At 61.7% G+C, this 22345-nt stretch carries 19 protein-coding genes; 12 read left to right on the top strand and 7 right to left on the bottom strand.

Annotated features, from left to right (window positions below; all coding sequences use genetic code 11):
* Window positions 1–116 precede the first annotated feature (116 nt).
* Both GVL52_RS14725 and sbmA read left to right on the top strand, forming a co-directional pair.
* Window positions 117–1301 (top strand): YbfB/YjiJ family MFS transporter, encoded by a 1185-nt coding sequence (locus GVL52_RS14725; protein ID WP_200847824.1) that lies wholly within the window; start codon window positions 117–119, stop codon window positions 1299–1301.
* A 123-nt stretch (window positions 1302–1424) separates the two neighbouring features.
* The gene (gene sbmA / locus GVL52_RS14720; protein WP_160008329.1) at window positions 1425–2690 is read left to right on the top strand and encodes a peptide antibiotic transporter SbmA; all 1266 of its coding nucleotides are present in this window, start codon (window positions 1425–1427) and stop codon (window positions 2688–2690) included.
* A gap of 563 nt (window positions 2691–3253) precedes the next feature.
* Here sbmA and GVL52_RS14715 read toward each other — a convergent pair.
* The gene (locus tag GVL52_RS14715) at window positions 3254–4303 is read right to left on the bottom strand and encodes a polysaccharide deacetylase (RefSeq protein ID WP_160008327.1); all 1050 of its coding nucleotides are present in this window, start codon (window positions 4301–4303) and stop codon (window positions 3254–3256) included.
* Between the two features lie 122 nt (window positions 4304–4425).
* On the opposite strand from GVL52_RS14715, the gene GVL52_RS14710 reads away from it, so the two are divergent.
* The 3 genes from GVL52_RS14710 to der all read left to right on the top strand — a co-directional run bounded on the left by GVL52_RS14710 (window position 4426) and on the right by der (window position 7256).
* Window positions 4426–5013: an NnrU family protein gene (locus tag GVL52_RS14710; RefSeq protein ID WP_160008325.1), complete on the top strand. Its 588-nt coding sequence runs from the start codon at window positions 4426–4428 to the stop codon at window positions 5011–5013.
* Window positions 5014–5114: 101 nt separating this feature from the next.
* A complete protein-coding gene (locus GVL52_RS14705) occupies window positions 5115–5798 on the top strand; it encodes a tetratricopeptide repeat protein (protein WP_160008323.1) in 684 nt (227 codons plus the stop codon).
* Between the two features lie 15 nt (window positions 5799–5813).
* Window positions 5814–7256 (top strand): ribosome biogenesis GTPase Der, encoded by a 1443-nt coding sequence (gene der / locus GVL52_RS14700; protein WP_160008321.1) that lies wholly within the window; start codon window positions 5814–5816, stop codon window positions 7254–7256.
* A gap of 86 nt (window positions 7257–7342) precedes the next feature.
* On the opposite strand, the gene GVL52_RS14695 is transcribed toward der, so the two are convergent.
* Complete coding sequence (locus GVL52_RS14695; RefSeq protein ID WP_160008319.1) at window positions 7343–7576, bottom strand: hypothetical protein; 234 nt, start codon at window positions 7574–7576, stop codon at window positions 7343–7345.
* A gap of 256 nt (window positions 7577–7832) precedes the next feature.
* On the opposite strand from GVL52_RS14695, the gene GVL52_RS14690 reads away from it, so the two are divergent.
* On the top strand, window positions 7833–9062 hold the full coding sequence (locus tag GVL52_RS14690) for an MFS transporter (protein WP_160008317.1): 1230 nt from the start codon (window positions 7833–7835) through the stop codon (window positions 9060–9062).
* Window positions 9063–9278: 216 nt separating this feature from the next.
* Here GVL52_RS14690 and GVL52_RS14685 read toward each other — a convergent pair whose 3' ends face one another.
* Window positions 9279–10475, bottom strand: coding sequence for a glycosyltransferase family 1 protein (locus GVL52_RS14685; RefSeq protein ID WP_160008315.1), 1197 nt, complete (start codon window positions 10473–10475; stop codon window positions 9279–9281).
* 224 nt (window positions 10476–10699) lie between these two features.
* On the opposite strand from GVL52_RS14685, the gene GVL52_RS14680 reads away from it, so the two are divergent.
* Both GVL52_RS14680 and GVL52_RS14675 read left to right on the top strand, forming a co-directional pair.
* Entirely contained in the window at window positions 10700–11608 is a 909-nt protein-coding gene (locus GVL52_RS14680) for a hypothetical protein (protein WP_160008313.1), read from the top strand.
* 44 nt (window positions 11609–11652) lie between these two features.
* A complete protein-coding gene (locus GVL52_RS14675) occupies window positions 11653–11928 on the top strand; it encodes a hypothetical protein (protein ID WP_160008311.1) in 276 nt (91 codons plus the stop codon).
* Window positions 11929–11937: 9 nt separating this feature from the next.
* Here the strand turns inward: GVL52_RS14675 and GVL52_RS14670 are convergent, their stop codons facing one another.
* Window positions 11938–12849 (bottom strand): sugar kinase, encoded by a 912-nt coding sequence (locus GVL52_RS14670; protein ID WP_160008309.1) that lies wholly within the window; start codon window positions 12847–12849, stop codon window positions 11938–11940.
* Window positions 12850–12982: 133 nt separating this feature from the next.
* On the opposite strand from GVL52_RS14670, the gene GVL52_RS14665 reads away from it, so the two are divergent.
* The 3 genes from GVL52_RS14665 (at window position 12983) to GVL52_RS14655 (ending at window position 17359) form a co-directional block, all read left to right on the top strand.
* Window positions 12983–13231 (top strand): hypothetical protein, encoded by a 249-nt coding sequence (locus GVL52_RS14665; RefSeq protein ID WP_160008307.1) that lies wholly within the window; start codon window positions 12983–12985, stop codon window positions 13229–13231.
* A 105-nt stretch (window positions 13232–13336) separates the two neighbouring features.
* Window positions 13337–14986: an alpha-glucosidase gene (locus tag GVL52_RS14660; protein ID WP_160008305.1), complete on the top strand. Its 1650-nt coding sequence runs from the start codon at window positions 13337–13339 to the stop codon at window positions 14984–14986.
* A gap of 441 nt (window positions 14987–15427) precedes the next feature.
* A complete protein-coding gene (locus GVL52_RS14655) occupies window positions 15428–17359 on the top strand; it encodes a methyl-accepting chemotaxis protein (protein ID WP_160008303.1) in 1932 nt (643 codons plus the stop codon).
* A 91-nt stretch (window positions 17360–17450) separates the two neighbouring features.
* Here the strand turns inward: GVL52_RS14655 and ade are convergent, their stop codons facing one another.
* Both ade and GVL52_RS14645 read right to left on the bottom strand, forming a co-directional pair.
* Window positions 17451–19145: an adenine deaminase gene (ade, locus tag GVL52_RS14650; RefSeq protein ID WP_160008301.1), complete on the bottom strand. Its 1695-nt coding sequence runs from the start codon at window positions 19143–19145 to the stop codon at window positions 17451–17453.
* A 133-nt stretch (window positions 19146–19278) separates the two neighbouring features.
* Complete coding sequence (locus GVL52_RS14645; protein WP_160008299.1) at window positions 19279–19749, bottom strand: MarR family winged helix-turn-helix transcriptional regulator; 471 nt, start codon at window positions 19747–19749, stop codon at window positions 19279–19281.
* A gap of 314 nt (window positions 19750–20063) precedes the next feature.
* Between GVL52_RS14645 and GVL52_RS14640 the strand changes: the two genes are divergently transcribed.
* Window positions 20064–20897, top strand: a complete 834-nt coding sequence (locus GVL52_RS14640; RefSeq protein ID WP_160008507.1) for an alpha/beta fold hydrolase — start codon at window positions 20064–20066, stop codon at window positions 20895–20897.
* Between the two features lie 100 nt (window positions 20898–20997).
* Here the strand turns inward: GVL52_RS14640 and GVL52_RS14635 are convergent, their stop codons facing one another.
* On the bottom strand, window positions 20998–22104 hold the full coding sequence (locus GVL52_RS14635) for a branched-chain amino acid ABC transporter substrate-binding protein (RefSeq protein ID WP_160008297.1): 1107 nt from the start codon (window positions 22102–22104) through the stop codon (window positions 20998–21000).
* Between the last annotated feature and the right edge of the window lie 241 nt (window positions 22105–22345).

The following is a 22345-nucleotide window of genomic DNA, read 5'->3' as shown; positions in this document are numbered from 1 at the left end:
AAAACATATATCGTAAGATAATTGATTTCAAGAGTGAGGTCGAGAATTCCTGAAATTGATCAGTCGATCAGAAATTCTTGATTGTGAGTTCAATCTTGCGCCGCCATAAGCGAGGAATGTTGGCTCGCAATGACACCGCCCCCGCAAACCTGTTCCTGACGGCGCTTGCCGGGATGATCGCCATGGCGGCGGCGATGGGCTTCGGGCGGTTTTCCTACACGCCGATCCTGCCGGGGATGATGAGCGGGGTGCCGCTGTCGGCAGCGGACGCCGGTTTCATCGCCTCTGCCAATTTCGTCGGCTATCTGGTCGGTGCGGTGCTCGCCGCCTACGGCTGGGCGGCGGGACGCGAGCGCAAGGTGGCACTGTCGGCGCTTGCTGCTACCGCCGTTCTGCTGGCCGCGATGGCGATGACCAGTTCGGTGACGATCTTTGCCGCCATCCGTTTTCTCGCCGGCCTCGCCAGCGCATTCGCGATGATCTTCACCTCGTCGATCGTGCTTAGTCATGGGGCTGCTGCCGGCAACGACCACGTGCAGTCGGCGCATTTCGGTGGGCCGGGGGCGGGGATTGCACTGTCGTCGATCATGGTGATGCTGATCGGACTGTTTTACCACGGTAGCCCGGTCGCCTGGCAGGCCGACTGGATCGGCGGCGCGATCTATTCCGCCATCAGTTTCGTCGCCGTCTGGCTGCTGCTGCCATCGGGCCCGGTCGCCACGGCGCAAACCGGCAAGGAGCCCGCCATCGTCTGGAGCCGGCCGATGCTGCTGGTCACCGCCTCCTACGGCCTGTTCGGCTTCGGTTATGTCATCACCGCCACCTTCCTCGTTACCATCGCCCGGATGGCGGGAGTGGGGCAGATGGTGGAATTTCTCTGCTGGCTGATCGTCGGCCTGACGTCGGCCGTTGCGCTGTTTCTTTGGAAGCCGCTGGTCAGGCCGCTCGGCCTCGGTGGCATTTACGTTGCGGCGCTCTTGGTCGAAGCCATCGGCGTGCTGGCGACCGTGATGCTGCCGCATGCGGTGGCGCCGCTGATCGGCGGTGCGTTGTTCGGCGCCACCTTCCTGGCGATCACCGCCTACGGTCTGCAGATCGGCCGCAAGCTTTCGCCCGCCAGCCCGCGCCGGGCATTCGCGATGATGACGGCGGCGTTCGGGCTCGGCCAGATCGTCGGGCCGGTCGTTGCCGGCTGGATGGCGGAGCGGACTGGAACCTTCACGGCGCCGACCTATGTTGCGGCGGCAGCGCTCGTCGTGTGCGCGGCGCTGGTGATGCCTGTCATCAAGAAGATCTCCTAACTGGTTACAATTGCGTAAGAATGCGGTCAGGCCATTGCCGCACTCTCCGAACTACCGTAGTTTTCGGCGCAATCGCTCTTTGAGAGCTTCCGAAGACACAAGTTCAGGAAAGCAACGCCCCCCGTGTTTTTATCCTATTTCCCGAAGCCGAAACTGTTCTTCACATCAGCCGTGGTTTGGGCGCTGCTTGGCGTTCTCCTCTGGTATTTTGGCGGCTCCAGCCTCGGCTCCGTCATCGGCCTGCCGCCGCTGTCGGCTGGCGAAGAGAGCCCTATCGGCGTCTCGGTGTTCTGGTCGACGCCATTCCTCTGGTTCTACATCTACTACATCGTCTTCGTCGCGCTGTTTGCCGGCTTCTGGTTCACCTACAGCCCGCATCGCTGGCAAATGTGGTCGGTGCTTGGCTCGGCGCTGATCATCTTCAACACCTATTTCTCGGTGCAGGTCAGCGTCGCCATCAATGCCTGGTACGGTCCGTTCTACGACCTGATCCAGCAGGCGCTGGCGAAGACGGCACCGGTCACGGCTGCGCAGCTCTATCTCGGCATGCTCGGCTTTGCCGGCATTGCCTTCATCGCGATCACCGTCGGCGTACTCAACCTGTTCTTCGTCAGCCACTGGATCTTCCGTTGGCGTACGGCAATGAACGAATACTACATGACGCACTGGCCGAAGCTCCGTCATATCGAAGGCGCCTCCCAGCGTGTTCAGGAAGATACGATGCGCTTTTCATCGACGGTTGAAAGCCTCGGTGTCAGCCTCGTCAGCTCGGTCATGACGCTGATTGCCTTCCTGCCGGTGCTGTTCAAGATCGGTGCCAACATCACCGAACTGCCGCTGATCGGCAATGTGCCGCACGCGCTGGTCTGGGCGGCACTGTTCTGGTCGATCTTCGGCACTGTGTTCCTCGGTCTCGTCGGCATCAAGCTGCCGGGCCTGGAGTTCCGCAACCAGCGCGTCGAGGCCTCCTATCGCAAGGAACTCGTCTACGGCGAGGACCATGCCGACCGCGCCACGCCGCCGACGGTTGCCGAGCTGTTCGCCAATGTGCGCCGCAACTACTTCCGGCTCTATTTCCACTACATGTATTTCAACGTCGCACGTATCTTCTACCTGCAGGCCGACAATCTGTTCAGCCTGATCGTACTGGTGCCGTCGATCGTTGCCGGCAAGCTGACGCTCGGCCTGTTGACGCAGATCAACAACGTCTTCGATCAGGTCCGCGGCTCGTTCCAGTATCTCGTCAATTCGTGGACGACGATCGTCGAGCTGCTGTCGATCTACAAGCGCCTTCGCACCTTCGAATCGGCCATCGACGGCGAACCGCTGCCGGATATCGACCAGCGCTATCTCGAGCGCGAGGCGGGCGTGGTTCAGGCCGACGGCTGATTGCTTGTTCGATTTGAAATGACCGAGCGCCGCGCATTTTTGATGCGCGGCGTTTTCGTTTGCACGCCGAATACCGCGCGCGGAGCTTGGCTCGGCGACGGCTGGCCTTCGTAAAACGGGAAGGGCAGGCATGGGTTTCGGTGGTGTGGGTGTCAGGCTTTCTGCCTGCCCGGTTGCTTGGGCTTCCGGTTTGGCTGGTCCGGCAGGAACGGCTCCCGGATCAGTCTTGCCGGAGAATCCTTCGCCCTGACGGCGTCGGATCCACCTTTGCAACCATCTTCGCACGCCGGATTTCGAGCGGTAGAGTTCCCGGTTCGCGACCCGGCTCCCTGTGCGATGACGGGGTCAGTATGGGGCGGGCTCCGTGTGGTGGGGATGAAAATGCATGGTGGTTCTGGGTAGGGTATTGAAATAGTTGGGGGATTTGTTTTTGGAGGGGATTGTCGTGCCCGTGAGGTCTCCGGGTGGTATGGCGCCGGGTGCGGATATCCGCGGTTGGCGTTTTGCCACGGCAAAACGCCAACGACGTCAGCCGGTAGCCCCGATCAACCCTGAAATCCGCATCACAACCCCGATGCCGGCTGCTGCTGCAGCTTGCCGCGGGCCTTGATCAGCGGGATCGCTTGCGAATAGCTGACGCAGGCGACGTCCTGGCGGTGGCAGACGTCGCTCACCAATCTGTCCAGCGCCCGCCAGTAGGCACCGCCGTTCATCTCGACGAAGTGGAAGCCGAGCTGCAGGGGGATGCGGGGGCCTCTATATTGCTGGTCGAAGGCGTCCTTGAAGGCCGAGTAGGCGCGGTCTTCGAATTCCCTGGTGTCGGCCTTGTCTTCCTCGCCCTTGGAGTGGCGGACGAAGAGGTTGTAGTCCATGCCGATGATCGGCTTTTCGCGCGGGCCTTCGGGGATCAGCGGCAGGCCGAAGCGGATGATGCCGGCTTCCTCGACCGGCATGGCCGGGCCCTTGGTGACGAGGCTGGCGTCATACGTGAAGCCGGCCTTCTTTTCGGCGGTGATCATGTCGGCGCCTGATGTGGCCGAGAGATAGGGCGCGCGAAAACCGTGGATGCCGTGATCGACCAGATCCTGCCAGCCCTTCGGCTCTTCGAGATCGACGCCCTTCCAGGCGTTCTTCAGGGTCGTGTGGAAGGTCGCGTATTCTGCAGACCAGTCGGCTGCGCTCCACTGCCGGCCGTCGAAATGGCCGCAGGCGTGGCTGGAGATGTCATGACCTTCGAGATGGGCGTGCCAGATGTTGCCGAGGCGCTCGCGGATCTCGTCGTCGCTCTGGGCAAAGCCGATGTTGGAGCGACCCTGCTTCTGGTGCGGGGCCTGGTAGGCCTTCTTGGCGGTCTGGTTCATCAGGAAGGTGCAGGAGAGAAAATAGGTGAAGTGGGCGCCGTTCCTGGCGGCCATCTCGCGGCTTTTTTGCCAGAGCGCGTTGTCGTGGGCGCCGTCGAAGGAAATCATCACCAGTTGCTTGGGCTTGCCCGCCGCATCGTTGGCCGTGCTGCCGGCCGTATTGCCGGGCGCGCTGTCAGCCGCATGGGCGGCGACCGACGTCAGCAGTGAAAGGGAAATGGAAAGGGAGATGTGGAGAAAAGAACGAGACATGGACACCGCGACAATTTGTTTCGGGCTTTTCTGTTCCAGAATTAAGGCGAAGCTGCGGTCTCGCTGGCATTTTGCCGCGGGCAAAGCTAAGCCTGTTCAATATTCAAATCAGGAATTTAGCCATGGCCTTGCTTGTCTTAAGCCTCATCCTCTTCATCGGCCTGCATCTGATCCGGGTGATCGCGCCGGGTTTTCGCCAGCAGATGATCGACACGCTCGGCAAGCCGGTCTGGGGCGCCGTCCACGGCATTCTCAGCATCGGCACGCTGCTGTTCCTCGCCTATGCCTTCAACCAGGCGCGCGGCATGTACGGCACCCTCTACGAGCCGCCGGTGTGGATGGCGCATCTGACCATCACGCTGATGCTGATCGCATCGATCTGTCTGGTGGCCGGCGTCCTGCCCGCCGGTCATATCCGCGCCAAGCTGAAGTTTCCGGTGCTGGTGGCAATCAAGCTCTGGGCGCTGTCGCATCTGCTTGCCAATGGCGAGCCGGAGGCGGTGGTGCTGTTCGTGGCGTTTCTGGCCTGGGCCGTGCTGCTCCGGATATCGATGAAGCAGCGCCTGCGCCGCGGCGAAATCACCCTGCCGGTGTTCGTCTCGGCGAAGTACGATCTCTATGCCGTGGTCATCGGCATCGTGCTCTGGGGGCTGATCATCTGGAAGCTGCACGAACTGGTGATCGGGATTGCGCCAATCGTTATGGGATGATTCTTTCACATCCCCCTTACAACTGGTGCAAAATCGGGTAGAAGGCCCCGACAATGTGCGTGCAACCCGCATGACGATGCATATCTGCGCCGGAGACGAGAATGGCATTCAACGACGACAGCTTCATTCGTGAAGTCAACGAGGAACTGAGGACCGACCAGATGAAGGGCGCCTGGCGCCGGTTCGGGCTGTACCTGGTTGTGCTCGCCGTCCTGATCGTGCTCGGTACCGTCGGCTACAAGGTCTATGAATACTGGGACAACAACCAGTCGTCCGGTACCGGCGACCAGTTCATCGCCGCCATGAAGCTTGCCGACGAGAACAAGGGCGACGAGGCGCTTGCTGCCCTCGAAAAGCTGGAGAAGGAAGGTCATGGCGACTATCCGATCCTGGCCCGCCTTCGTGCCGCCTCCGTGCTTGTCCAGAAGGGCGACGCGGCCGGTGCCGTTGCCGCCTTCGACGTGATCGGCAAGGACGCCAAGGCGCCTGCTGCCATTCGCGACGCCGCCCGGATGCGTGCCGCATGGCTGCTGATCGAGAATGGCACCTATGAGCAGGTGTCGGCCCAGGTCGAGGAAATGGCTGTCCCGTCCAATGCATTCCGCCACTCCGCTCGCGAAGCGCTCGGCCTTGCCGCCTACAAGGCCGGCAACATGGCTCAGGCCCGCCAGTGGTACCAGGCGATCGCCGACGATGCGCAAAGCCCGCGCAATGTTGCCAATCGCGCCCAGATGATGCTTGATAATATCACCGCATCCGGCAAGGCGCCCGCCGCACAGGGCTGAGTTTAAGGAATTTCAATGAGCTTCACGGTCGCGATCGTTGGTCGCCCGAATGTCGGCAAGTCTACCCTTTTCAACCGCCTGGTTGGGAAGAAGCTTGCGCTTGTCGATGACACGCCCGGCGTCACCCGCGACCGCCGCCCCGGCGACGCGCGGCTCATGGGTCTGCATTTCACCATCATCGATACCGCAGGTCTCGAAAAGGCCGATGCCGAGAGCCTGCAGGGCCGGATGCGCGCCCAGACGGAAGCGGCGATCGACGAGGCGGATCTGTCGCTGTTCGTGGTCGATGCCAAGTACGGCCTGACGCCGGTCGACAAGGAACTGGCGGAGATGCTGCGGCGTCGCGGCAAGCCTGTGGTGCTGGTCGCCAACAAGTCGGAAGCCAAGGGCTCCGATGGCGGTTTCTATGATGCCTACACGATCGGCCTCGGCGAGCCGGTGCCGATCTCGGCCGAACACGGCCAGGGCATGCTCGACCTGCGCGACGCGATCGTCGAGGCGATCGGCGAGGAGCGCGCCTACGCCAAGGACAACGAAGACGTTGCCGTGACCAATGTCGATCTTCCGCAGGAGATGGAAGACGACGAGGATTACGAGCCCGAATACGACGACACCAAGCCGCTGCGCGTGGCGATCATCGGTCGCCCGAATGCCGGCAAGTCGACGCTGATCAACCGCTTCCTCGGTGAGGACCGCCTGCTGACGGGTCCCGAAGCAGGCATTACCCGCGACAGCATCTCGGTCGAATGGGACTGGCGTGGCCGCACCATCAAGATGTTCGACACGGCGGGCATGCGCCGCAAGGCACGCGTCACCGAGAAGCTGGAGAAGCTTTCCGTGGCCGACTCGCTGCGCTCGATCCGCTTTGCCGAAACCGTGGTCATCGTCTTCGATGCGACCATTCCCTTCGAAAAGCAGGATCTGCAGCTGGCCGATCTGGTGCTCCGCGAAGGCCGCGCCGCCGTGCTCGCCTTCAACAAGTGGGACCTGATCGAGGACCAGCAGGCGGTGCTTGCCGATCTGCGCGAAAAGACCGAACGCTTGCTGCCGCAGGCGCGCGGCCTGCGCGCCGTGCCGATCTCCGGCCAGACCGGCCGCGGGCTCGACAAGCTGATGCAGGCGATCATCGACACCGACATGGTGTGGAACAAGCGCATCTCGACCGCCAAGCTCAACCGCTGGCTCGATTCGGTGACGACGCTGCATCCGCCACCCGCCGTCTCCGGCCGCCGCCTGAAGCTCAAGTACATGACGCAGGTCAAGGCTCGTCCGCCGGCCTTCATGATTTCGTGCACGCGCGCCGACTCGTTGCCGGAATCCTACACGCGCTACCTGATCAACAGCCTGCGCACGGATTTCGACATGCCGAGCGTTCCGATCCGCATTCACTATCGCGAGAAGGAAAATCCTTACGAATCGAAGAGCGGTGGCCGCAGGCGCCCCAACAACGATCGTTAAGTGAGAAAGCTGGTGCCGCCTGCGGGCGGTGCCTGCCGCTGGTCGGGCATCTGAGATTTTTCTCTGCCGGATCGGCCGGCCACGCTTCAAGCGCCGAAGTAGTAAATCGGTTCTCGCGTCAATTCGCCGTTGCCGATGTGGCCGTAAACGTCTTTTCCAAGTATCCAGTAAGTAATCGCCTGCGTCTCCATGGAGAAAATATAGTCTCCTGAGACCCAGTGCTGCGCCTTGCTGCCCGAGATTGGGTACAGATGTTCGCCGGCCTGGTACATGACCGCCTTGTGCGAATTCGAATCGTATAAATAACGTTCGTCAGCCATCTCGTGCCCTGATTCTATTTCCTGAGAATCTCACGAAGGCTTTGGTTTGTCTAATAATCCTGTTTTAATATATATGACTATTTTTGGGTAAGACGGCATTTCGATCTGGAGGGCAGTGCCTGATATCGCGGCAGTCGCAAAAATGCAGTGCCGGTGTCGGGGATGTCGGTCGCCGAACGTCTTGAAAGAATGGGAACCGAGCGCCATGCTGCGGCGCGGGCCTGACGGATTGTTCGGACAGGGAGGATGCGGGATCATGAGCTATTCCGATCGTGGGGCCTATCGTTGGGTGATCGTCGGGGCCGGCGCCCTGATGACCTGCGTGGCGCTGGGGGCGATGTTCTCGCTGGCGATCTTTCAGGAGCCGATCGCGCTCGACACCGGCTGGTCGCATATCGGCATTGCCAGCGCGATGACGCTGAACTTCATCGTCATGGGTTTCGGCGGCTTCTTCTGGGGCGCTGCCAGCGACCGTTTCGGGCCGCGCATCGTGGTGCTGATCGGCGCGGCGTTGCTCGGGCTGGCGCTGGTGCTTTCCAGCCGGGCCGGTACGCTGCTGCAGTTCCAGTTGGCCTACGGTGTGCTCGTGGGGCTTGCGGCCAGCACATTCTTCGCGCCGATGATTGCCGCCACCACGGCATGGTTCGACGAGAACCGCGGACTTGCCGTATCGCTCGTCTCGGCCGGCATGGGGGTGGCGCCGATGACCATCTCGCCGTTCGCCCGTTGGCTGATCTCGGCCTATGACTGGCGCACGGCGATGCTGATCATCGGCATCGGTGCCTGGGTGCTGCTGGTGCCGGCGGCATTGCTGGTTCGGCGTGCGCCCGAGGCTGACGGCGATGCGGCCGCCGCGGAGATGCCTGCCGACCGGGCTGCTGCACCACTGTCGCAAGTGTTTCGCTCGCCGCAGTTCATCGTGCTCGGGCTGACCTTCTTTGCCTGCTGCGCGGCGCATTCGGGGCCGATCTTCCACATGGTCAGCTATGCGACGATCTGCGGCGTGGCGCCGATGGCAGCGGTCAGCATCTACAGCGTCGAGGGGCTGGCGGGGCTCGGCGGCCGGCTGGTCTATGGGACGCTTGCCGACCGGATCGGGGTTAAGCCGGTGCTGGTCGGCGGGCTGCTAATTCAAGCGGTGGTGCTGATGGGCTATCTGTTCGTCAGCAAGCTCGGCGAATTCTACATGCTGGCGCTCGTCTTCGGCAGCGCCTATGGCGGGGTGATGCCGCTCTATGCGGTACTGGCGCGCGAGTATTTCGGGCCGAAGATCATCGGCACGGTGTTCGGCGCGGCCACCATGCTCTCCAGCCTCGGCATGGCCTTCGGGCCGCTGATCGGCGGCTGGATCTTCGACCGTTTCGGCAATTATTCGTGGCTGTTCATCGGCTCTGCGATGGTGGGCCTGGGCGCGGCGGCGATTGCGCTGGCGTTTCCGGCGCTGCCGGGTGAACGCGGGCGACAGGCGCTGGGCGCTGCGGAGTGATGATGAGTTTGTCCACGCAGGGCGTTGGCTGCTTGCCGCCATTTTGAGAGCGCGCTGGAAGTGCCGAAGGAATGCTGTCGGCTCCCCTGCGCCATTCATCTCTACCCTCATACCTGTGCTCGTCACAGGTATCCAGCGCAGGCTGGATCCCCGCCACAAGGGCGAGGATCAGGGAGGGTTTGGGAGTTTGCCGCGAACGATCTGTCGTTGGGAGACTTAAGAGTTCGCCGTCAACGTCGTCGCCGTCTCCACGTCGCCAAGCCGCTTGTTGCGCGGCAGCGACTTCGAGGCGTATTGCCAGGCCTTCTTCCACTTCGGGGTGATGACGCCGTTGGCGGCGCGGATGTTGGTGATGAACTGCTGGGTGGCGGCTTCCCAGGAATATTGCGTGGCGAGTTCGCGGGCCTTTTCGCGTGACGCGGAGAGTGCCGCCAGGCAGGCCTTGCGCAGGTCCGCGTCAAGGGCACCGACCTCGCTGTCCTCGCCGATGATATCGAGCGGGCCGGTGACCGGGTAGGCGGCGACGGGGACGCCGGAGGCCAGCGCCTCGAGGATGGTGTTGCCGAAGGTGTCGGTCAGCGACGGGAAGACGAAGACATCGGCCTGGGCGTAGATGGCGGCCAGCTCCTGGCCGATCTTGAGGCCGGTGAAATGCACATCAGGGTAGCGCCTTTCGAGTTCGGCGCGGGCCGGGCCATCGCCGACCACCACCTTCGCGCCTGGCAGATCGAGATCGAGAAAGGCCGGCAGGTTCTTTTCCAGCGCGACGCGGCCGACCGTCATGTAGATCGGGCGGGCCAAACCGAAAGGCTTGTCTTCCAGCTCTGCGGGATGGAACTGGTTGGCGTCAATGCCGCGGCTCCAGGGCATCAGGTTGCGGATGCCTTTTTCCGAGAGTTCGCGCGCAAGGCTCGGCGTCGCCACCATGCAGCCGGCGCCGGAGTTGTGGAACCACTTGACGAAGGCGTAGAGCCAACTCTTCGGGATCGGCAGCCGGGCGGCGACATATTCGGGGAAGCGGGTGTGATAGCTGGTGGAGAACGGCATGCGGTTCTTCAGGCACCAGCGCCGCGCCGTCAGCCCGAGCGGGCCTTCGGTGGCGATATGGACATAGGAGGGCCGGTGCTTCTCGATCGCGCGGGCAACGCTGCGGTAGCCGGCGATCGACAGGCGGATCTCGGGATAGGTGGGGCAGGGAATGCTGTGGAAGCCCTGCGGCGTCACCATCGCCACCTCGACGCCGATCTTTACCAGCTCGCGATTGGTGTTTTCGATCGAGCGGACGACGCCGTTGATCTGCGGGTGCCAGGCATCGCTGACGATGACGAGCCGCTCCGGCTTTTCGAGCGGCAAGGTGCCAAGCGGAGAGGTGGCGCTCTCGCCGTCAGTGATATCAGGCAGACGTTGCAGCATGTTCCGACTTCCATCCGCGCCGATTTCCGGATGATGGCGCCAAGCTCCGGGCGGGCGCCGGCCGACCGATTCCCACGCCAACATTGTCGCTGGTCTCGATGATGGAAATATTACAGGCCGGCGGTGCAGCCTGATACGTGCGTTGTCGCTATCCTTGGTTGCGTGCGATTTGTTGTCTGCAACTGAAAACTTGATATCCCTTGGCGAGGTCAGGGGAACGGTTCATGTCAAAACAGTTGCGGGTGCTTGCACTGCTTGCGGCCACGGCTTTGGCCGGCTGCGCCAGTGTCGATGCCGGGGATATTCAGCAGTTCGGGGCGGCGACGACGGCGGTGGCCGAGGCGGCGCGAAGCACTGGTGCGATGAAGCGGACGATGGATGAGCGGCTCGTTATTGAGCAGGAATCCTATCTGTTCACACGGGGCGATGCTCCATACGCATTTCCGCCACCTATAGCCAAACATTCTGTTGTCGATGAGCAATGGAACCAGCGTATCGCATTCGCACAGGCTCTTTCAGAGTATGGGCAGGCGCTTGCGAAGGCTGCAGCAGGTGTTGCCGGCGATGATCTCGGAGGTGCCGTTGCCAAACTGCAGGCTGCAGTTACCACGACTGCGCCCAAGCTCGCAGAGAACGCGACGTTCAAGCCGATTTTGAATGGTGCCGGCCTCGTTGCTCGCAAGGCGATCACGGAGATCGAATACCGCAGGATTCAGAGGATAGTCGCAAAGGCGCATCCTTCCATTGTGAAGGGGCGGGCGTTGTTGGCGCAGGACTTCAGTGTCATGGCCGATAATATCAAGGCGACCTACGTGCCATGGCTGAAACAACAGTACGGATCTTTGGAACGGATACACGGTGACGGTCAGAATGGTGGGTCTGCTGCTGGCGAAAGATATTTCGCGTATCGCGCGTTCCTGAAAGATCGACTTGAGATGGAGGCAGCCGTCGCACCGTTTCTTTCGCCAAAACCCGGACAGAAGCGTGGCTATGAGGTGCTTCTCGACACGCTTGTTGCCGCTCACAAGCAGCTGGCTGAAGAAAAGCCCAATCCCATGACCTTGGCACGCTTTATCGAAGCGGCGAAAGAACTGCAGTCGGCAATTGAACCATTCCTGTCCGCGAAAGGATGACAATGACCAGTTATAGGACTTCCTACGAGCGTATCAGCAGGGGAATGGAAAGGTCAACGGATGCGAGTATCGACGCGAAGACTGGAGAGGACGCAGCCTGGTTCGTCGATCGGACGAGGAAGTTCAAGGCGGAGCTCGATGCACTAACGGTTGCCAGGCTCAAGACAAGCGCTGATCAGTATGCGGCCATCACAGCTGGTATGCGGGATTCGAAGAAGGAATTGGAAGATGTGGTGAAAGACATCGAGAATATGGTCAAGACCGCGGAAATCGCCTCGAAGGTTGCCGCCGCGTTCACCAAAATCATTGCCCTTCTCTAAATCTCTCCCTCAAATCCCCAGCTTGCTCTTCGCCACCAGCGCCCCATGCTCGCTGACCACGCGTGCCGCCACCTTGGCCGCAAATCGGGCAGCCGCCGTGGCGTCGCTGGTCTCGAGGTAGCGGGCGAGGAAGGCGCCGTTGAAGCTGTCGCCGGCGCTTGTGGTGTCGATCACCTGCTCGACCTTTTCGGCGGGCACGAAGCTTTCGCTGCCGCCGAAATTGAGGGTGGCGCCGTCGGCACCGTTCTTGACCACGATGTCGTGGACGCCGAGCGCCCGGTAGCGCTCTATGGTCGCTTCGATCGAGCCATCGCCGAAATGGGCGGCCTCGTCGTCGAAGCTCGGCAGCACCAGAGAGGCGGCGCGTGCGCCTTCGCTGATGGTTGCGTGCATTTCGTCATAGCCGGACCACAGGCGCGGACGGATGTTGGGGTCGAAGGCGACGAGCTTGCCGGATGCCTTGGCGCGGCGGGCTTCGGCCAGCAGCGTGTCGGCATCGTCGCGCGAGAGGATGGCAAGCGTGATGCCGGAGAAATAGATGACGTCGGCGCTTTCGATCGCCTGGCGCAGAAAATCCGGATCGGCGGCAAGCTGGCGGGCCGCGGAGTTCTCGCGCCAGTAGCTGAAGGAGCGTTCGCCGTCGCGCAGGCTGATCATGTAGAGGCCGGGGGATTTGCCCTTGATGCGGCGGATTCGGCTGGTGCCGATGCCGGCTTCCTGGAAGAAGGCGAGCATCTCGTCGGACATGGCGTCGTCGCCGAGCGCGGTGCAGTAATCGACCGCCCATTGTGCGGAGAAGCAGGCGCGGGCATACCATGCGGTGTTCAGCGTATCGCCGGCAAAACCCTTGCGCAGCAGACCGGCACCGGCCTGCGACAGCTCCACCATGCACTCCCCGATCGACAGAAAACGTCCACTCACCGTTGGCCTCCCTGATTTTCCGCGTCTGCCTGATACGCGCAGAGCAGCGCGCTGACAAGCGCGGAGTGGCTGCCATTTGCCGCAAGCAGGATGGCGGCGTAGGCTTGGGCTGATGATGGCGAGGGGATATCCGATGACGACGCGCTTATGGCTGGCTGCAGCAGCGCTGCTGGTTCTGCCGCTTGCCGGCAATCCCGCCCTTGCCAGCAATCCCGCCGTTGCCGGCAGGGATGGCGGTCACAGGCAAGGTCAGTCCTGCCAGGCGCTGCTCGGCAAATGGCGGCAGGCGGGCGACAATCATCATATGCGCAAGGCAATGAACAAGCAGGACAAGATCGCGCGCAAGATGGCAAAGCGCGATTGCCCGGTTCCGATGCGCTGACTTGCCTTGCCTGGCCGGGTCGCAAAAAGACGTGACTGCGGTTGTCTTTTGTCTGCAGCCCTTTAGTCTCGGCAATCGAGACAATGGCGCAAGGACGGACGACAGATGGTATTGCAGACAAGCGGGAATGCGGATTGGTGGCGGGGTGCCGTTGTCTATCAGGTCTATCCACGGTCGTTCCAGGACACCAATGGCGACGGGCTCGGTGATCTCAAGGGGATCACCCGCAAGCTTCCCTATATCGCCAGCCTCGGCGTCGATGCGATCTGGCTGTCGCCGTTCTTCAAGTCGCCGATGGCCGATATGGGCTACGACGTCTCCGACTATTGCGACGTCGATCCGATCTTCGGGACGATTGCCGATTTCGACGAGATGATGGTGGCGGCGAAGGCGCTCGGTATCAAGGTGATCATCGACCAGGTGATTTCGCACACGGCCGATGTTCACCCGTGGTTCGTCGAGAGCCGTTCGAGCCGCACCAACCCGAAAGCCGACTGGTATGTCTGGGCCGATCCGAAGCCGGATGGGACAGCCCCGAACAACTGGCTGTCGATCTTCGGCGGGCCGGGCTGGGAGTGGGACGGGGTGCGCCGGCAGTATTACCAGCACAATTTCCTCACCTCGCAGCCGGACCTGAATTTCCATAATGTCGTGGTGCAGGACGCGCTGCTGAAGACGGCAAAATTCTGGCTCGACCGTGGTGTCGATGGCTTCCGGCTGGACACGGTGAACTACTATTTCTGCGACAAGCTGTTGCGCGACAACCCTCCGCACGAGCCGGATGCCAGCGATGGCGGGCTGGATGCACCCGATACCAATCCCTACGGGATGCAGAACCACCTCTACGACAAGACGCAGCCGGAGAACACCGTCTTCCTGCAGCGGTTCCGCGCACTGCTCGATCGCTACGAGCGGCGCGCCACGGTTGGCGAGGTGGGCGATGGTGCGCGGTCGCTGAAGACGGTGGCCGCCTATACGACCGGCGGTGACAAGTTGCACATGTGCTACACGTTCGACCTGCTGGGGCCGGAGTTTACCGCGTCCCACATCCGCGGCTGCGTCGATGCCTTCCAGAAGGTGGTGACCGACGGCTGGGTGTGCTGGGCGTTTTCCAACCACGATGTCGAGCGCCATGCCAGCCGCTTCGCCAGGACGGAAGCAGAGCGGCCTGATGTCGCCAAGCTGGCCATCTCGGTGCTTTCGGCGCTGCGCGGCTCGATCTGCCTCTACCAGGGCGAGGAGCTTGGCCTGCCTGAGGCGGAACTCAGCTTCGAGGATCTGCGCGACCCCTACGGCATCCGCTTCTGGCCGGCCTTCAAGGGGCGTGACGGATGCCGCACGCCGATGCCCTGGGAGGCGGCCAAGGCGCATGCGGGCTTCACGACGGCCGACAAATCCTGGCTGCCGGTGCCCTATGAGCAGGCGGCGCTCTCCGTCGATGTGCAGGAAAGCGACCAAGGCTCGGTGCTGCACCACTATCGCCAGGCGCTCGCCTTCCGCAAGGCGCATCCGGCACTGCTCGACGGGGCGATGACGTTTCTCGAGACCGACCAGGACCTGCTGGTGTTCACCCGCAAGAAGGGTGCGGAAACGTTGCTGTTCGTGTTCAACCTGACGCGCGAGCCGGCGGAGTTTGCCTTGCCGAAGGGGATGGTGCTTGGCGCGCCGGTGGCGATGCCGGGTGCATCAGGCGTGGCTGCAGGCGGCGTGGTGAGGCTCGCGGCGCTTGACGCGTTTTGCGGAATGGTTTCCTAATCGACGATTGGTTGGCTTTTCCAACAACCTGCCGTGGTTTGCCAGGTTTCCTGGGCGCTCCGGCAGGTCATGAGTGGTGCCGGCTATCGGCCCTGCGCCGCACCGGCGCTGCGGAACCCGCGTCGCTGACACGGCAAGGCGCCGAAGGCCCTTCCGGTTGGATCTGACTGCCGGACGCATAACAGCCGAAGGACAGATGCCCTGCCGCACCACTTTTGTCGTCCAGGAAGACGTCACGCCGACAATCGGCAAAAAATTCAAATTAAACTCGGTAATTTAGAAGTTTAACTAAGTTTAAATTAGTTATAGCCCAAATCTATTAGGGTTATCGATTGCTCCATGAAGGGGCATTTTCATCTTTCTTTGCAAAACGATCACAGTCGCGGCGGCGGAGGACGCGTCATGTTTTGCGGGATCTTATTGGTAGATGCACGGGGCATTATGTCTTTCCTACAGAACGCAAAAATCCGCACCAAAATCCTTTCTCTCATCATTCCTGTCTGCGCCATTGGCGTTGGTGGCGTTGCCGTCATCGCAAGCAACTACAAGGCAGCAGACACGCAATATAACGAGTTCATTTCCAACGACGGCGTCGCTACAACAGAAATGGCGCGATCGACAACGTCGCTGGTTGCCGCGTCCTACAGCGCCTATCAGGCGGTGACCTATGCCGGCGGTTCGGCTGATCAAGCCGTGATCAAGAAGGCCTATGACGATGCGAAGAAAGTCCTTTTCGAACGCCTCGACAAAGCCAGAGAACTGACATCGGAAAATGACGCGGTCATCAGCAAGTTTGCCGACAACGCCAAAGCGATCTTCGTTTTGTCCGACAACGCGATGGCCCTCAATGCCGAGGGGCGTGTCGATGAGGCCAAGGCCCTTCTGGCAAAGTCCGACCCGTTGGTCGCCTCATGGCGCAACGATGCCAAGAACATCAACAATGAACTGACCGTCGGTCTTGCCGAGCGGACCAAAGTCATCGGCGAGCAGACGAACAGCACGATCTTGAACACGCTGGTCGCGCTCGGTGTGCTGTTCCTCGCCGGCATCGTGCTGTCGCTGTTCGTCTCCGCCCGCGGCATTACCGGCCCGATCGATCGGCTTCGTGTGCGGATGATATCGCTTGCCAATGGCGAAACGCAGCAGGAGATCTCCGGTCTCGGCCGCAAGGATGAAGTTGGACAGATGGCCGATGCGGTTGCCGTCTTCCGCGACAATGCGCATGAGCGCGTTCGTCTGGAACAGGAAGCCAACGACAATCGCAGCATGTCCGAAAAAGAGCGCATCGAACGCGATTCCCAGCGCGCCAAGGATTCGGCCGATACCAAGTTTGCGGTCGATAGCCTGGCCCAGGGGCTGCTGAACCTTGCAGAAGGCAATGTTGCCTACCGTATCGCCCAGCCTTTCGTTGCCAATCTCGATGAAGTTCGCGGCAATTTCAACAATTCCGCGGATCGACTGCAGGCTGCTCTGACGCGCGTCGCGCAAAATGCACGGGCCATCGATTCCGGTGCAAACGAGATTCGCTCGGCTGCCGACGACCTTGCCAAGAGAACCGAACAGCAGGCGGCTTCGGTCGAAGAGACGGCTGCGGCACTCGAACAGATCACCACGACCGTCAAGGACTCGACCCGCCGTGCCCAGGAGGCCGGCGTGCTGGTTGCCCGTGCCCGCGATGGTGCGGAGCAGTCCGGCGATGTCGTTCGCAAGGCCGTGATCGCGATGGAGCAGATCGAGAAGTCGTCCGGCGAGATCAGCAACATCATCAGCGTGATCGACGAAATCGCCTTCCAGACCAACCTCCTGGCACTCAACGCCGGTGTCGAAGCGGCGCGTGCCGGGGAAGCGGGCAAGGGCTTTGCCGTGGTTGCCCAGGAAGTGCGTGAACTGGCGCAGCGCTCGGCAAACGCTGCCAAGGACATCAAGGGGTTGATCACGACGTCGAACGTTCAGGTTCAATCGGGCGTCAGCCTGGTCAGCGATACGGGCCGTGCGCTCGAAGGGATCATCTCGGAAGTGCAGGAAATCAACCGGCATGTTCTCGCCATTGTTGAAGCCGCACAGGAGCAGTCAACGGGCCTGCAGCAGATCAACACTGCGGTGAACCAGATGGATCAGGACACGCAGAAGAACGCCGCAATGGTCGAAGAATCCACGGCTGCCAGCCATGGTCTTGCCCAGGAAGCGGCGTCGCTGAACCAGCTTCTCGCCCAGTTCAAGCTGGCGTCCGGTCACGAGGCAACCACGCGCGTTGCATCCGGCCGCGACAGGCCTGCCGCATCGCCGGCGCGGGCGCTCGGCCGCAAGGTGGCAAGCGCATTCTCCGGAAATGCAGCACTGGCAACGAAGACGGAATCCTGGGAAGAATTCTGATCTCATTTGTCTCTGCTGACGACTTGCGCCGGGAGGATACGTTCTCCCGGCGTTTTCATGTCGGCATGGTTTTCGCCGCTTATATGGGTCCTCACCCGATCAGCGCAAACTTGTCGACATCCACCATTCCCATGTCGGAAATCTTCAGATGCGGGATGACCGGCAGCGGCAGGAAGGCGACCTGGAGGAAGGGTTCTTCGAGTTGCGTTCCAAGGGCATAGGCGGCTTTCCTCAACTCGTGCAGCGTGTCGCGGACCACTTCGTAGGGCTCGAGGCTCATCAGGCCGGCGATCGGCAGTGCGATCTCGCCGGTGACCTTGCCGTCCTCGACGACGACGAAGCCGCCCTTGATTTCGCCCAGCCGATTGGCGGCCATCGCCATGTCGTCTTCGGAGACACCGACGACGCAGATGTTGTGGCTGTCATGGCCGACGGTGGAGGCAATCGCCCCTTTCTTCAGGCCGAAGCCCTGCACGAAGCCGTTGGCGTGGTTGCCGTTCTTGCCGTGGCGCTCGATGACGGCGACCTTGATGATGTCGTTGCCGAGATCCACCGCACTCTGGTTGCCCTTGACCGGCAGCCGGTAGCGGCGGTGCTCGGTGATGATCTTGCCCGGCATGACGCCGATCACGGGCGTTTCGCCATCGGCGACAGGCACGCCGAAATGGGCGGCGTTAACGGGGCGGGCCTTGACGCTGTCGAGGCCGACGGGGGCCACTTGCCTGCGGGTGGCGAAGAGTTCCGGCGTCACCTTGCGGCCGGCTGCAAAGACGGTTTCGGCCTTGCAGTTCTCAAGGCTGTCGACGATCACGAGGTCGGCGCGCCAGCCCGGCGCCACGAGGCCGCGGTCGCGCAGGCCGAAGGCGCGGGCGGCCGAGATCGAGGCGGCGCGGTAGACGGCGAGCGGCTCGACGCCATGCTTGATTGATGTGCGGATCATGTAGTCGAGGTGGCCCTGCTCGGCGATGTCGAGCGGGTTGCGGTCGTCGGTGCAGAGCGCCAGATAGGGCGACAGGCGCTCGGTGATAATCGACATCAGCGCGTGCAGATCCTTGGAGACGGAGCCTTCGCGCACCAGGATGTGCATGCCCTTGCGGATCTTTTCCAGCGCTTCCTCCGCGGTGGTGCATTCGTGTTCGGTGCGGATGCCGGCTGAGAGGTAGCCGTTGAGGTCGTTGCCGCGCAAGAGCGGCGCGTGGCCATCGATGTGATCGCCCTGGAAGGCCTCGAGCTTGGCCATGCAGATCGGATCCTTGTGGATCACGCCCGGAAAATTCATGAACTCGGCCAGCCCGATCACCTTCTCATGGTCGCGAAACGGCAGGAGCTTTTCGATCGGCAGGTCGGCGCCGGAGGTTTCGAGATGGGTGGCGGGGACGCAGGAGGAGAGCTGGACGCGGATATCCATGATCGTTTCCAGCGACGAATCGAGGAAATACTGGATGCCTTCGCTGCCGAGCACATTGGCGATCTCGTGGGGGTCGCAGATGACCGTGGTGACGCCGTAGGGCAGCACGCAGCGGTCGAATTCATGCGGGGTGACCAGCGAGCTCTCGATATGCAGGTGGGTGTCGATGAAGCCGGGCACGACGATCTTGCCCGAGATGTCGATCTCGTTCTTGCCGACATAATCGCCGCAGGTGCCGACGATGCGGTCGCCTGAGATGGCGATGTCGGATTGAACCAGTTCGCCGGTGACGAGATCGAAGAACCGGCCGCCCTTGAGCACGATGTCGGCCGGCGTGCGGCCGGTGCCCTGATCGATGAGGTGTTCAAGTCTGGTCATGTGCGGGCGCCCTGATGTGTTGTCGTGTGTCTCTGGTCCTGGCGGCCACTTTAGAGAGGCGGGGGCTGCATGGGAAGGCGCCGGGAGGTGTTGTGCCCGGTCTATCCGATGTCGGGTCTATCCCGTGTTGCGTCTATCCCGTCTTGCCAAGTGCTGAAAGCAGCGCGTGGATCTGGTGGTTCAGGGCCTGGAACTCGACAAGGGTCATGCCGGAGCGGCCAAGCAGCGTCTCGCCGAGGCATTTGCTGCGAGCAAGCATGTCACGGCCGGCCTGGGTCAGGAAGACGTTGACCTGGCGCTCGTCGAGCGTCGAGCGGCGGCGTTCGAGGAGGCCCGCCTGTTCGAGGCGCTTGACCGGCGGGGTGATGGTGCTTGATTCCAGCGACAGCCTTTCGGCGATGGCGCCGACCGTGGCGCCGTCCTGCTCGCCAAGCACGTTCAGCACCAGATATTGCGGATAGGTGATGCCCATCTCATCGAGCATTGGCTTGTAGGTGCGGTTGATCGCAAGTCCTGCCGTATAGAGCGAGAAGCACAGCTGATCGTCCAATGGCAGGTTGGTGCCGGATGCAGGTGGCTGTGCAGCGTGTTCCTGATCGGTCATGTGCGGCTCCTTCTGTCTGTGCGACCATCAATAGCATAAAAAAGATATCGCGATAATCTTTTTCGTAGACAGGGAAATTTGATCTGCTAAGAGTATGTTTATCGCGATATCAAATATCGCGGCAACAAATGGAGATAACAATGACCGATGACATCAGAAATGCAACGAGACGGCATGTTGTCGTCGCCGGGCTCGGTCTTGCTGCCGGTGCTGCAGCCGCCACGTTTGCCCATTCCGCACAGGCTGCCGGCCAGACGCATGCCGCAGGCGCTACCCAGAAAAATGCTCACTCAACCGGAAAGGATCAGAAGGCCATGACCAGCAGCTTCATCACGACCAAGGACGGCACGCAGATCTTCTACAAGGATTGGGGCACAGGTCAGCCGATCGTGTTCCACCACGGCTGGCCGCTCAGCGCCGACGACTGGGATGCGCAGATGCTTTATTTCCTCGGCAAGGGATACCGGGTTATCGCCCATGACCGTCGCGGCCATGGCCGTTCCAGTCAGACGGGGTTCGGCAACGACATGGACACCTACGCGGCCGATATGGCCGAGCTTGCCGAACATCTGGATCTGAAGAATGCGATCCATGTCGGCCATTCGACCGGCGGCGGCGAAGTCACCCGTTATGTCGGCAATTATGCGAGCCGCGGCCGCATTGCCAAGGCAGTGCTGATCGGCGCCATTCCGCCGGTGATGCTGAAGTCCGAGAAGAACCCTGGCGGCCTGCCGCTCGAGGTGTTCGACAGCTTCCGTACGGGACTTGCTGCCAACCGCGCGCAGTTCTATCGCGATATCCCCGAGGGTCCGTTCTACGGCTTCAACCGGGCGGGCGCCAAGGTCTCGCAGGGCGTGATCGACAACTGGTGGCGGCAGGGGATGATGGGCAGCGCCAAGGACCAGTATGATTGCATCGCGGCGTTTTCAGAAACCGATTTCACCGAGGACCTGAAGAAGATCCAGGTGCCGGTTCTGGTCCTGCATGGCAGCGACGATCAGATCGTGCCGATTGCCGACTCGGCACCGCTTTCGGCCAAGTTGCTGAAGAACGGCACGCTGAAGGTCTATGATGGCCTGCCGCACGGCATGGCGACAACGCATGCCGACGTCATCAACGCCGATCTGCTGGCATTCTTCCAGGCCTGATCGCGGCTGAGTGTGCCGCAGGCCAAATCCATACATTCACAAACGAAAGCCGGGCGCCTGCGAGGGCGCCCGGTCTGTATTTCAGCGCAGAGGTCGTGGCTTATTCGGCCGGGACGATCTTGCCGGCTTCCCACTTGTAGAGCGCGAAGCTCTGCGAGGAGAGGTCGCCGGTCTCGCCGTAGGTGAGCTTGCCGATGGCGGTGGAAACAGGTTCGCCAGCCTTGAGCGCGGTTGCGACGGCTTCCGAGTCTTCGGCACTGCCGGCCTTCTCGATGCCGGCCTTGATGACTTCGACGGCAGCATAGGCATTGAGCGTGAAGGCTTCGGCAGGAATGCCCTTGGCCTTCAGCGCGTCGGCGGCAGCCTTGGAATCCGGGCTCTTGGTGGCGTCCGTGGCGTTGGTGAAGATGGTGCCGGCAGCCGCTTCGTTGCCGATGTTCCAGAATTCGCTGTTCGACAGGCCATCGCCGCCGATGATGGTGGCGTTGACGGCGAGGTCATGCAGCTGGCGGGCCAGCAGGCCGCCTTCCGGGTGGTAGCCGCCGAAATAGACGACATCGACCTTCTCGGCCTTCAGGCGGGTGGTCAGCGCGCTGAAATCCTTGTCGCCCGGGCTCAGTGCATCGTCGAACACTTCGGTGATGCCACCGGCGTTCAGCGTTGCCTTGAAGCTGTCGGCGAGGCCCTTACCGTAGGCGCCCTTGTCGTTGATGATGGCGACGCGCTTGTCCTTGAAGTTTTTCAGGACAAAGTTGGCGGCGACTTCGGCCTGCTGGTCGTCGCGACCGCAGGTGCGCAGCACGTTGGGCAGGCCGCGCTTGGTGAGGTCGGGGGCGGTGGCGGTCGGGGTGACCATCAGCACGCCGTTTTCGGCGAAGACGTCGGAGGCTGGAATGGCAACGCCCGAGGTGACAGGGCCGACCACGAAGCGGATACCGTCTCCGACCAGCTGGTTGGCAGCCGATACGCCCTGCTTGGGTTCGCCGGCGTCGTCGGCATATTTCAGGATAACTTGTTCGCCGAGAATGCCGCCATTCTTGTTGATCTCGTCCACGGCGGTCTGTGCGCCGTTCTTCACCTGGTCGCCATAGGCGGCCACAGGGCCGGTCAGCGGCGCGATCAGGCCGATGGTGATGTCTGCATGGGCAAGTGGCGCAAAGGCGAGGGAGGCGACCAGCGTCGCGCCCGACAATGTTTTCAGGTTCATGTTCAGTCTCCTTGGATGGGTCTTCGACCCGCGACGTCTCTGCCGCGACGGCCAATCCAGGTCGCACAACACCCCTTGCGGGAATGCGCCAAAAGACGACGGACTGCGCGCGGCATCTGCACCGGCTGCCATGTTTGGCTTCGGCAGGTGCATGGCAAGTTTATTAGGAATTTCGCCGCGATTAGGCAAGAAGATAGAAAACTGGCGGTCATTTTTGAGGAATTTCGCGATGCATTACGCC

Source organism: Rhizobium sp. 18055, from assembly GCF_902706285.1.
Lineage (GTDB): Bacteria > Pseudomonadota > Alphaproteobacteria > Rhizobiales > Rhizobiaceae > Rhizobium.
This window is presented reverse-complemented; position numbering and strand designations above follow the sequence as displayed.

Coding starts and splice junctions, on each gene's coding strand:
- der (WP_160008321.1), top strand. CDS start 5,814: ATGAGCTTCACGGTCGCGATCGTTGGTCGCCCGAATGTCGGCAAGTCT.
- GVL52_RS14705 (WP_160008323.1), top strand. CDS start 5,115: ATGGCATTCAACGACGACAGCTTCATTCGTGAAGTCAACGAGGAACTG.
- GVL52_RS14675 (WP_160008311.1), top strand. CDS start 11,653: ATGGAAAGGTCAACGGATGCGAGTATCGACGCGAAGACTGGAGAGGAC.
- GVL52_RS14645 (WP_160008299.1), bottom strand. CDS start 19,749: ATGACCGATCAGGAACACGCTGCACAGCCACCTGCATCCGGCACCAAC.
- GVL52_RS14695 (WP_160008319.1), bottom strand. CDS start 7,576: ATGGCTGACGAACGTTATTTATACGATTCGAATTCGCACAAGGCGGTC.
- GVL52_RS14680 (WP_160008313.1), top strand. CDS start 10,700: ATGTCAAAACAGTTGCGGGTGCTTGCACTGCTTGCGGCCACGGCTTTG.
- GVL52_RS14665 (WP_160008307.1), top strand. CDS start 12,983: ATGACGACGCGCTTATGGCTGGCTGCAGCAGCGCTGCTGGTTCTGCCG.
- GVL52_RS14635 (WP_160008297.1), bottom strand. CDS start 22,104: ATGAACCTGAAAACATTGTCGGGCGCGACGCTGGTCGCCTCCCTCGCC.
- GVL52_RS14640 (WP_160008507.1), top strand. CDS start 20,064: ATGACCAGCAGCTTCATCACGACCAAGGACGGCACGCAGATCTTCTAC.
- GVL52_RS14685 (WP_160008315.1), bottom strand. CDS start 10,475: ATGCTGCAACGTCTGCCTGATATCACTGACGGCGAGAGCGCCACCTCT.
- GVL52_RS14710 (WP_160008325.1), top strand. CDS start 4,426: ATGGCCTTGCTTGTCTTAAGCCTCATCCTCTTCATCGGCCTGCATCTG.
- ade (WP_160008301.1), bottom strand. CDS start 19,145: ATGACCAGACTTGAACACCTCATCGATCAGGGCACCGGCCGCACGCCG.
- GVL52_RS14655 (WP_160008303.1), top strand. CDS start 15,428: ATGTCTTTCCTACAGAACGCAAAAATCCGCACCAAAATCCTTTCTCTC.
- GVL52_RS14690 (WP_160008317.1), top strand. CDS start 7,833: ATGAGCTATTCCGATCGTGGGGCCTATCGTTGGGTGATCGTCGGGGCC.
- GVL52_RS14660 (WP_160008305.1), top strand. CDS start 13,337: ATGGTATTGCAGACAAGCGGGAATGCGGATTGGTGGCGGGGTGCCGTT.
- GVL52_RS14715 (WP_160008327.1), bottom strand. CDS start 4,303: ATGTCTCGTTCTTTTCTCCACATCTCCCTTTCCATTTCCCTTTCACTG.
- GVL52_RS14725 (WP_200847824.1), top strand. CDS start 117: ATGTTGGCTCGCAATGACACCGCCCCCGCAAACCTGTTCCTGACGGCG.